A 10,625-nucleotide genomic window follows, 5' to 3' on the forward strand; every position below is an offset into this window, starting at 1 on the left:
TTTCATGTCGGCCGTACCTGTACGGATAGAGGAAGACCCACATGCCCAAGATTCTGGAATTCCGGGACGACGCGCGGCGCGCCCTGGAGCGCGGCGTCGACCGCCTCGCGAACTCCGTCAAGGTGACGCTGGGCCCGCGCGGGCGCAACGTCGTCATCGACAAGAAGTTCGGCGCCCCCACCATCACCAACGACGGCGTGACCGTCGCGCGTGAGGTCGAGCTTGAGGACCCCTACGAGAACCTGGGTGCCCAGCTCGTCAAGGAGGTCGCCACCAAGACCAACGACGCCGCCGGCGACGGCACCACCACCGCCACCGTGCTGGCCCAGGCGCTGGTCCGCGAGGGCCTGCGCAGCGTGACCTCCGGCGCCTCGCCGATGTCCCTGAAGAAGGGCATCGACGCCGCCGCGCAGAAGGTCGGCGAGATCCTGGTGGAGCGCGCCCGCGAGGTCGGCGAGCGCGCCGACATCGCCTACGTCGCCACCAACTCCGCCCAGGACTCCGCCATCGGCGACCTCATCGCCGAGGCGTTCGACAAGGTCGGCAAGGACGGCGTGATCACCGTCGAGGAGGCCCCCACCATGGGCCTGGACCTCGACTTCACCGAGGGCCTCCAGTTCGACAAGGGCTACGTCTCGCCCTACTTCGTCACCGACGGCGACCGCCAGGAGGCGGTGCTCGAGGACGCGATCATCCTGATCAACCAGGGCAAGATCTCCTCCCTCAACGAGCTGCTGCCGCTGCTGGAGAAGGTCGTCCAGACCAAGAAGCCGCTGCTGATCATCGCCGAGGACATCGAGGGCGACGCCCTGGGCGCGCTGGTCCTCAACAAGATGCGCGGCGCGCTGAACGTGGTCGCCGTCAAGGCCCCGGGCTTCGGCGAGCGCCGCAAGGCCATGCTCCAGGACATCGCCACCCTCACCGGCGGCCAGGTCATCGCCGAGGAGGTCGGCCTGACCCTGGAGAACGCCGAGCTGGACGTCCTGGGCAGCGCCCGCCGCGTCACCGTCACCAAGGACGACACCACCATCGTCGACGGCGGCGGCGAGCAGTCCGAGGTCGCCGACCGGATCAACCAGATCCGCAAGGAGATCGAGAACACCGACTCCGACTGGGACCGCGAGAAGCTCCAGGAGCGCCTGGCCAAGCTGGCCGGCGGCGTCTCGGTACTGCGCGTCGGCGCGGCCACCGAGGTCGAGCTGAAGGAGAAGAAGCACCGCCTGGAGGACGCGATCTCGGCCACCCGCGCCGCGATCGAGGAGGGCATCGTCGCCGGCGGCGGCGCCTCCCTGGTGCACGCCGCCACCGCGCTGGACGACCTCGGCCTGACCGGCGACGAGGCCACCGGTGTGGGCATCGTGCGCCGCGCCCTGGCCGAGCCCGCCCGCTGGATCGCCGAGAACGCCGGCGCCGAGGGCTACGTGGTCACCCACCGCATCGCCGAGATGCAGGTCGGCGAGGGCTACAACGCCGCCACCGGCACCTACGGCGACCTGATGTCCCAGGGCATCATCGACCCGGTCAAGGTCACCCGCTCGGCGGTGCAGAACGCCGCCTCCATCGCCGGGATGCTGCTGACGACCGAGGCGCTGGTCGTCGACAAGCCCGAGGAGGACGAGTCCGAGGCCGGCCACGGCCACGGGCACGGCCACGGCCACTGACACCCCCGCCGGTCCCGGTGGCCCCCGCCGCCGGCCGGCACCGCGCGCCGCCGCCCCCAGGGGCGGCGGGGCGCCGCGTTACCACCGCGCCCCGGGCATCGCGCCCGGGGCGCGCCCGCATTACCGGGCTTTTTGGGCAAATGTGATCATTCTGTATCCGCGCTTGGTGAAGTGTAAGTACCGGTGGCGGGGCATCATTCGATACGTGACGGATCTACGCGCAGCGGGGGGCGCGCGCGCGAACCGAGCGGACGCCCCGCGCGGAGCGAAGGACACGGAACTCAACGACCTCACCTCGCTGGCGGTCCAGGGCGACCACGGCGCGGTCGACACGCTGCTGCGCGAGGTCCGCCCGATGGTGGTGCGCTACTGCCGCGCCAAGCTCTCCCGCGTCTCCGGCTACGTCCACTACTCCGACGACGTCGCCCAGGAGGTCTGCATCGCGCTGCTGGCGGCCCTGCCCCGGTACGAGGACATGGGCCGACCCTTCGCCGCGTTCGTGTTCGGGATCGCCGCGCACAAGGTCGCCGACGCGCTGCGCCGCTCCACCCGCGCCGACCTGCCCACCGACGCCGTGCCCGACCGCCCCGACGACGACCCCGGGCCCGAGGAGTCGGCCGTGCGCGTGGCCGAACTCGAACGCGCCCGCGCCCTGCTCAACGAGCTCCCCGAGCAGCAGCGCCGCCTGGTCCTGCTGCGGGTGATCCTGGGGCTGTCGGCCGACGAGACCGGCCACGAGCTGGGCATGTCGCCGGGCGCCGTCCGCGTCGCCCAGCACCGCGCGCTCGCCCGGCTGCGCAAGGTCGCCGCGGCCGAACGGACCGCCTGAGCGCGCGGCGCCCGCCCGCCCCCCGGCGCGCCGCCGCCGGCCTTCGCGCGTGTGAGCCTGCCCACGACCGCGCCCCCGCGCCGGGCGAACGGGCCGGTCCGGCGCCTGACCGCCCCGGCGCAGACCCTAGGATGAAACAACACGCGCGAGTGGTTGGAAGGCATATGACGCAGCTCTTCACGGGGGACGGCGGCAAGGTCCTGCCGCCGGGGCTCACCTACGACGACGTCCTGCTCGTCCCCGCCTATTCGGACCTCCAGCCGGGCGAGGCCGACACCACCAGCCGGTTGTCACGCAACATCACGCTGCGCATCCCGCTGCTGTCGGCCGCCATGGACACCGTCACCGAGGCCCGCACCGCCGTCGCCATGGCCCGCCAGGGCGGCGCCGGCGTGCTGCACCGCAACCTCTCGGTCGAGGACCAGGCCGCCCAGGTCGACCTGGTCAAGCGCTCCGAGGCCGGCATGGTCACCGACCCCGTCACCTGCGGACCCGACGACACCCTCGCCGAGGTTGAGGCGCTCAGCGCCCACTACCGCATCTCCGGCGCGCCGGTCACCGACTCCGACGGCCGCCTGGTCGGCATCGTCACCAACCGCGACATGCGCTTCGAGGTCGACCGCAACCGCAAGGTGCGCGACGTCATGACCCCGATGCCGCTGATCACCGCCCCCGTGGGCGTCTCCCGCGAGGACGCCTTCCGGCTGCTGCGCGACAACAAGGTCGAGAAGCTGCCGCTGGTAGACCCCCAGGGCCGGCTGCGCGGGCTGATCACCGTCAAGGACTTCATCAAGAGCGAGCAGTTCCCCGACGCCACCAAGGACGCCGACGGCCGCCTGGTCGTGGGCGCGGCCGTGGGCGTCGGCCCCGACGCCGAGGTTCGGGCGCGCGCGCTGGTCGAGGCCGGCGCCGACTTCATCGTGGTCGACACCGCCCACGGCCACTCCGCCGGCGTGCTGGAGATGGTCGCCAAGCTCAAGGCCAACAGCCCCGCCGACGTCGTGGCCGGCAACATCGCCACCCGCGCCGGCGCCCAGGCGCTCATCGACGCCGGCGCCGACGCCGTGAAGGTCGGGGTGGGGCCGGGCTCCATCTGCACCACCCGCGTGGTCGCCGGCGTGGGCGCGCCGCAGGTCACCGCCGTCATGGAGGCCGCCAAGGCCGCCAACCCGGCGGGCATCCCGGTGATCGCCGACGGCGGCCTACAGTTCTCCGGCGACATCGCCAAGGCCATCGTGGCCGGCGCCAGCACGGTCATGCTGGGCAGCCTGCTGGCCGGCGTCGAGGAGAGCCCCGGCGAGCTGGTGTTCATCAACGGCAAGCAGTACAAGACCTACCGGGGCATGGGCTCGCTGGGCGCCATGCGCGGCCGGTCCTTCTCCAAGGACCGCTACTCCCAGGCCGACGTCGCCACCGAGGAGAAGCTGATCCCCGAGGGCGTCGAGGGCCAGGTGCCCTACCGCGGCCCGCTGGCCGCCGTCGCCCACCAGTTGGTGGGCGGGCTGCGGCAGTCGATGTGGTACGCCGGGGCGCGCACGGTCGCCGAGCTGCGCGACAACGGGCAGCTCATGCAGATCACCACGGCGGGCCTCAAGGAGAGCCACCCCCACGACATCCAGATGACCGTCGAGGCCCCCAACTACCACGGCCGCCGCTAGGGGCCACCGGGCAGAGGGCCGCCGGGCAGGGGAGCCGCCGTGCGCGGCGCGCCGCCGCGCTGATCAGCGCGGTCGCGCCCGCCGCACCGGCGCCCTACCACGGGCGGCGGTACACTCGCCGTTCGGCATCGCGCGCCGGTGAACGGATCCGGCGCGGCACGCGAGAGGGGATCGAAGCGTTGGCTCAGGTGGAGATCGGGCTGGGCAAGAACGGGCGGCGCGCCTACGAACTCGACGAGATCGGGATCGTGCCGGCCCGCCGAACCCGGGACCCCGAGGAGGTGTCCCTCACCTGGCAGATCGACGCCTACCGGTTCGATACGCCGCTGGTGGGCAGCCCCATGGACAGCGTGGCCTCGCCCGAGACCATCATCGCGCTGGGCCGGGCGGGCGGGCTGGGGGTGCTCGACCTCGAAGGGCTGTGGACCCGGTACGAGTCGCCGGAGCCGCTGCTGGCCGAGATCCGCGAGCTGGACGACCCCGCCGCCACCCGCCGCCTCCAGGAGATCTACGCCGCGCCGATCAAGGAGGAGCTGATCGGCCGGCGCATCGAGGAGATCCGCCAGGCCGGGGTGGTCACGGCGGCCCGCCTCTCGCCGCAGAACACCGCGCAGTACCACAAGGCGGTCATCGACGCCGGCGTCGACATCTTCGTCATCCGGGGCACCACCGTCTCGGCCGAGCACGTGTCGGGCCGCGCCGAGCCGCTGAACCTCAAGCAGTTCATCTACGACCTCGACGTCCCGGTCGTGGTGGGCGGCTGCGCCACCTACACCGCCGCCCTGCACCTCATGCGCACCGGCGCGGCCGGCGTGCTGGTCGGGTTCGGCGGCGGCTCGGGCCACACCACCCGCTCGGTGCTGGGCGTGGCCGTGCCCATGGCCAGCGCCATCGGCGACGTCGCCGCGGCCCGCCGCGACTACCTCGACGAGTCGGGCGGGCGCTACGTGCACGTCATCGCCGACGGCGGCATGACCCGCAGCGGCGACATCGCCAAGGCCCTGGCCTGCGGCGCCGACGCCGTGATGATCGGCTCGCCGCTGGCCCGCGCCGCCGAGGCGCCCGGCGGCGGCTACCACTGGGGCAGCGAGGCCCACCACCACGACCTGCCGCGCGGCGAGCGGCTGCGGGTGGGCACGATCGGCACGCTGGAGTCGATCCTGCACGGCCCCTCCTCCACCAGCGACGGCTCGATGAACCTGATGGGCGCCCTGCGCCGCACCATGGCCACCTCGGGCTACACCGACCTCAAGGAGTTCCAGCGCGTCGAGGTCGTCGTCAACCCGCACCGGTGACCCGGCGCGGCGCCGCGCCGCCGCGGGGCGCCCGGCCCGCCGACCGGGTGCCCCGGCCCGCGCCGCGCCGCCCCCGGGGCGGCGCCCCGACCGGGCGCGCACCGGCGATCGGGGCTCCCTCCTCCCGCCGGGCGGCCGCAGCGGGTACCTTTGTTCACCGGCCGTAGGTGCCATGCGGCGCTGCGCCGACGAACGCCACCACCCACCCACGCACTCCCCGGCCCACCGCGTCCGTTGACGAAGACGAGGTTTCCGTGAGCGGTCCCCCCACAACCGGTCCGGAGGCTCCCCCCGCCTCCTCCACACCCTCCTCCGCCCGGCCCGCCCGGTGGCGGCCCGCCGTCGCGGCCCTGGCCGCCGTGGTGGCCACGGTCGGCGTGGCCGCGGGCGTCGCCGGCGCCGTCGGGGCGCTGGAGCCCGGCGCCCCGCCCGCGCTGCCGCCCGGCGCCGGGGAGGCCGCCGGGAGCATCGACACCGTCCCGGCCACCGACGCCTCGGCCTCGGGCGGCCCCGAGCTGTCGGCCGACGACCGCCCCTCGCCCGACCCCGCCCCGACCGCCGCCGACCCCAGCCCGGAGTGGCTGGCCACGGTGTCGGAGGCCACCGGGGTGCCCGAACGCGCGCTGGAGGCCTACGCCCGCGCCCAGTTGCGGCTCAGCGCCGAGAAGCCCCGGTGCATGGTGTCCTGGCCCACGCTGGCGGGCATCGGCGAGATCGAGTCCGTCCACGGCACCATCCTGGGCGGCGAGATCGGCCCCGACGGCCGCACCACCGAGGAGATCATCGGCATCCCGCTGGACGGCGACAACAACACCCGCGTCATCCACGACACCGACAACGGCGACTACGACCACGACACCGAGTGGGACCGCGCCGTGGGGCCGATGCAGTTCATCCCGACCACGTGGGGGCGCTGGGGCGCCGACGCCGACGACGTGGGCGGCGCCGACCCCCACGACATCGACGACGCCGCGCTGGCCGCCGCGCGCTACCTGTGCTCCAAGGACCGGGTGCTGACCACCGACTCCGGCTGGTGGGAGGCCATCCTCGACTACAACGAGTCGCGGACCTACGGCGAGGACGTGCTGGCCGCCGCCGACCGCTACGCCGACGACGCCGCCGAGGCGCTGGGCTAGCGGCCCGCAGGGGCCGGTCCGCGCGTTTCGCTGCGGTACCGCGCCGTTCGCGCCGACCGCCCCCTTCGCACCGGCCGTGCCGTTTGCCCCGCGCACACCCTGTGACACGGTCGTCGCCGTGTCAGCGGAATGCCCGGGACGTGTGGGGTTAGCCTGGCCAGGGGACGATCCGAAACGTACCCGGTAGAGGCTTTGGTCGGAAGGCGTGAGATGACAGCAGCGCGGATGGGCCCGGACCAGCGTGCCGAGGCGCTGGCCGCCATGGCAGGCGGCGAGCTGGACGTACTGGTGGTGGGCGGCGGGATCGTGGGCGCCGGCGTGGCGCTGGACGCCGTGTCGCGCGGGTTGTCGGTCGGCCTCATCGAGGCCCGCGACTTCGCGTCGGGCACCTCCAGCAGGTCCAGCAAGCTGATCCACGGCGGGCTGCGCTACCTGGAGCAGATGGACTTCGAGCTGGTGCGCGAGGCGCTGGTGGAGCGCGGCCTGCTGCTGCACCGCATCGCCCCGCACCTGGTGCGGCCGGTGCCGTTCCTCTACCCGCTCACCAAGCACTGGGAGCGGCCCTACGTCGGCGCGGGGGTCACCCTCTACGACGCGCTGGCCACCTCCATGGGCAACTCCCGGGGGCTGCCCCACCACCGCCACCTCACGCGCGGCGGCGCGCTGCGGGTCTTCCCCGCGCTGCGCCGCGACGCGCTGGTGGGCGCGGTGCAGTACTGGGACGCCCAGGTCGACGACGCCCGCTACGTCCTCACCGTGCTGCGCACCGCCGCCACCTACGGCGCCCACATCGCCTCGCGCGTGCAGGCGGTCGGGTTCCTGCGCGAGGGCGAGCACGTCACGGGCGCCCGCGCCCAGGACCTGGAGACCGGTGAGCCGATCGAGATCCGCGCCAAGCAGGTGGTCAACGCCGCCGGGGTGTGGACCGACGACATCCAGGAGATGGTCGGCGGGCGCGGGCAGATCCACGTGCGCGCCTCCAAGGGCATCCACCTGGTGGTGCCGCGCGACCGCATCCAGGCGTCCTCGGGGCTGATCCTGCGCACCGAGAAGAGCGTGCTGTTCGTGATCCCGTGGGGGCGCCACTGGATCATCGGCACCACCGACACCGACTGGGACCTCGACAAGGCCCACCCGGCGGCCAGCCGGCGCGACATCGACTACGTGCTGGACCACGTCAACCAGGTGCTGCGGGTGCCGCTGACCCGCGACGACGTCGAAGGCGTCTACGCCGGCCTGCGCCCGCTGCTGTCGGGGGAGTCCGACGACACCTCCAAGCTGTCGCGCGAGCACACCGTGGCCCACCCGGTGCCGGGGCTGGTGCTGATCGCCGGCGGCAAGTACACCACCTACCGGGTGATGGCCAAGGACGCCGTCGACGCGGTGGCCCACGGCCTCGACGGCCGCATCCCGGAGTCGGTCACCGACCGCGTGCCGCTGGTGGGCGCCGAGGGGTACGCCGCGCTGTGGAACCAGCGCGGCAAGCTGGCGCGCGACTCCGGGCTGCACCGCTCGCGCGTCACGCACCTGCTGCGGCGCTACGGCACGCTGATCCACGAGGTGCTGGCGCTGATGGAGGCCGACCCCGGGCTGAAGGAGCCGCTGAGCGGGTCCGACGACTACCTGCGGGCCGAGATCGTCTACGCCGCCCAGTGCGAGGGCGCCCGCCACCTCAACGACGTGCTGGCGCGGCGCACCCGGATCTCCATCGAGACCTGGGACCGGGGCATCGCGGCGGCCGAGGAGGCCGCGCGGCTGATGGCCGGTCCGCTGGGGTGGACCGAGGAGCAGATCGAGCGCGAGGTCGCCTACTACCGGAAGCGCATCGAGGTGGAGCGCTCGGCGCAGGAGCAGGACAACGACAACGAGGCCGACGCCATCCAGCACGGCGCGCCCGAGATCGTGCCGCCGGCCCAGGTGGCGGCGGCCGGCGTGAAGTAGCTCCGGGGGAGCCGCCCGGAGCGGTGACCCGGAGCCGCACACAACCGGAAGGAGGGGCGGGACGGCGGGCGGCGCGCCCCGCGTCCCGCCCCTCCACCGTTCCCGCGCCCCTCCCCGCCCCTCGCCCGGCCGCCCGCCGGACCGCGGAGAACGGCCGAGGGACGTCCGGGGCGGTTTTCCACAGGCGGGAAAAAGGAGTCGAAACGCGGCGGGCGGCTGCCCCACACTGGGGCCGTGCTACTGACGATCACCACCACGCGCCCGCCGGCCACCGACCTCGGCTTCCTGCTGCACAAGCATCCCGACCGCGTGCAGCGCTTCGAGCAGTCCTACGGCACCGCGCACGTCTTCTACCCCGAGGCGCGCGCGGACCGCTGCACGGCGGCGCTGCTGCTGGAGGTCGACCCCCAGGCACTCCTGCGCACCCGCAAGTCCGGGGCGCACAGCCCCGACTTCTCCCTGGCGCAGTACGTCAACGACCGCCCCTACGCCGCGTCCTCGCTGTTCGCGGTGGCGCTGGGCGACGTCTTCCGCAGCGCCCTGCGGGGGCGCAGCGCGGTCCGCCCCGACCTCGCCGCGTCCGCGCTGCCGCTGACCCTGTCACTGCCCGCCGTGCCGTGCCGGGGCGGCCCCGACCTCGCGCGGCGGCTGTTCGAGCCCCTGGGCTGGCGGGTCGACGCCGATCCCGTGGCCCTGGACCCCGGCCTGCCCGACTGGGGCGACTCCCACTACGTCTCCCTCACCCTCACCGGCGACCTCCGCCTGGCCGACGCGCTCAGCCACCTCTACGTCCTGCTGCCGGTCCTCGACGGCCACAAGCACTACTGGGTGAGCGCCGACGAGGTCGACAAGCTGCTCCGCGCGGGCGAGGGCTGGCTGGCCGCCCACCCCGAACGCGCCTGGATCACCCGGCGCTACCTGGCGCGGCGCACCCAGCTCCTGCGCACCGCGCTGGCCCGGCTCAGCGAACTCGACGACCTCGCGGCCGACCCCGGCGACCCCCTCGCCGCCGTGCCCGACACCGTCGCCACCGAACCCGGTGAGGAGGAGCCGCCGACCGCCGCCACGCTCCCTGGCGGCGATGCGGAGGAGCGGGAGTCCGCGCCGACCGCACCCGGCATGGGCGGCTCGGGCGGACCGGGCGGTCCGTCCGGATCGCGGAACCCGGTCGGTGCGGAGTCTCCGGACGGTACTGAGCCCCCGGAAAGGGCGCGGGCACCGGCCGCGCCGGAGGGCGCGGCCGGTCCGGACCCGGCGGCCGGGCGCGGCGCCCGCGATGCCGTTCCCGAGGCCGCTCCCGACGCTGCCACCGGCGACGCGGCCGACGACGCCGACGCGTCCGCACCGGGCACCGTCGTCCCCGGCGCGGCCGCCCCGGAGCCGGTCGGCGACCGGGGGCCGTCCCTGGCCGAGCGGCGGGCCGGCGCGGTGCTGGCGGTGCTCCAGGCCGAGAACGCGCGGTCCGTCCTCGACCTCGGCTGCGGGCCGGGGCGGCTGCTCGCGCGGCTGCTGGACCACCACGGCTTCGACACCGTGGCGGGCTCCGACGTCTCGGCGGCGGTGCTGGAGCAGGCGCGGCGGCGGCTGCGGCTCGACCGCCGGCCCGAGCACCACCGGCGGCGGCTGACCCTGTTCACCGCCTCGGCGCTCTACACCGACCCCCGGTTCCGGGGCTATGACGCCGCCGTGCTCATGGAGGTCATCGAGCACGTCGACCCGCCCCGGCTGCCCGCGCTGGCGCACGTGGTCTTCGGCGACGCCGCGCCGCGCACCGTGGTCGTCACCACGCCCAACGTCGAGTACAACGTCCGCTACCCCACGCTGCCCCACGGCGCCCACCGCCACACCGACCACCGGTTCGAGTGGACCCGCGCCGAGTTCCGCGCGTGGGCCGACGACACCGCCGCCGCCTACGGCTACCGCGTCCGCTACCTGCCCGTCGGCCCCGAAGACCCCGAGGTCGGGGCCTCCACCCAGATGGGAGTGTTCACCAAATGAGCGCCGTCGACCCCTCCTCGGGGCCGCGCGGCGGCGCCCCCCCCCCCCCCCCGGCCGGCGGCCCCCCCCCCCCCCCCCCCCCCCCCCCCCCCGCAGACCCCCCCCCC

At 74.5% G+C, this 10,625-nt stretch carries 7 protein-coding genes; all 7 read left to right on the forward strand.

The genetic code is table 11. From position 1 onward, the window contains the following. The first annotated feature begins 41 nt into the window (after window positions 1–41). The 7 genes from groL to LG943_RS14465 all read left to right on the forward strand — a co-directional run bounded on the left by groL (window position 42) and on the right by LG943_RS14465 (window position 10,518). Window positions 42–1,661 carry a chaperonin GroEL gene (gene groL / locus LG943_RS14435; protein WP_270072789.1) on the forward strand — a complete coding sequence of 540 codons (1,620 nt, stop codon included), beginning with the start codon at window positions 42–44 and terminating at the stop codon, window positions 1,659–1,661. 205 nt (window positions 1,662–1,866) lie between these two features. Beyond that, on the forward strand, window positions 1,867–2,490 hold the full coding sequence (gene shbA, locus LG943_RS14440) for an RNA polymerase sigma factor ShbA (protein WP_270072790.1): 624 nt from the start codon (window positions 1,867–1,869) through the stop codon (window positions 2,488–2,490). 164 nt (window positions 2,491–2,654) lie between these two features. Further along, on the forward strand, window positions 2,655–4,148 hold the full coding sequence (gene guaB, locus LG943_RS14445) for an IMP dehydrogenase (protein ID WP_270072791.1): 1,494 nt from the start codon (window positions 2,655–2,657) through the stop codon (window positions 4,146–4,148). A 188-nt stretch (window positions 4,149–4,336) separates the two neighbouring features. After that, window positions 4,337–5,443 (forward strand): GuaB3 family IMP dehydrogenase-related protein, encoded by a 1,107-nt coding sequence (locus LG943_RS14450; RefSeq protein ID WP_270072796.1) that lies wholly within the window; start codon window positions 4,337–4,339, stop codon window positions 5,441–5,443. 254 nt (window positions 5,444–5,697) lie between these two features. After that, window positions 5,698–6,579, forward strand: a complete 882-nt coding sequence (locus tag LG943_RS14455; RefSeq protein ID WP_270072792.1) for a lysozyme family protein — start codon at window positions 5,698–5,700, stop codon at window positions 6,577–6,579. Between the two features lie 210 nt (window positions 6,580–6,789). After that, entirely contained in the window at window positions 6,790–8,520 is a 1,731-nt protein-coding gene (locus LG943_RS14460; RefSeq protein ID WP_270072793.1) for a glycerol-3-phosphate dehydrogenase/oxidase, read from the forward strand. A 234-nt stretch (window positions 8,521–8,754) separates the two neighbouring features. Continuing rightward, window positions 8,755–10,518 carry a 3' terminal RNA ribose 2'-O-methyltransferase Hen1 gene (locus LG943_RS14465; RefSeq protein ID WP_270072794.1) on the forward strand — a complete coding sequence of 588 codons (1,764 nt, stop codon included), beginning with the start codon at window positions 8,755–8,757 and terminating at the stop codon, window positions 10,516–10,518. The last annotated feature ends 107 nt before the right edge of the window (window positions 10,519–10,625 follow it).

Source organism: Streptomonospora mangrovi (genome assembly GCF_027604915.1).
GTDB lineage: Bacteria > Actinomycetota > Actinomycetes > Streptosporangiales > Streptosporangiaceae > Streptomonospora > Streptomonospora mangrovi.

Bases quoted from the DNA above. Each gene is read 5' to 3' on its own strand.
- LG943_RS14460 (WP_270072793.1), top strand. From the start codon at position 6,790: ATGACAGCAGCGCGGATGGGCCCGGACCAGCGTGCCGAGGCGCTGGCC.
- groL (WP_270072789.1), top strand. From the start codon at position 42: ATGCCCAAGATTCTGGAATTCCGGGACGACGCGCGGCGCGCCCTGGAG.
- guaB (WP_270072791.1), top strand. From the start codon at position 2,655: ATGACGCAGCTCTTCACGGGGGACGGCGGCAAGGTCCTGCCGCCGGGG.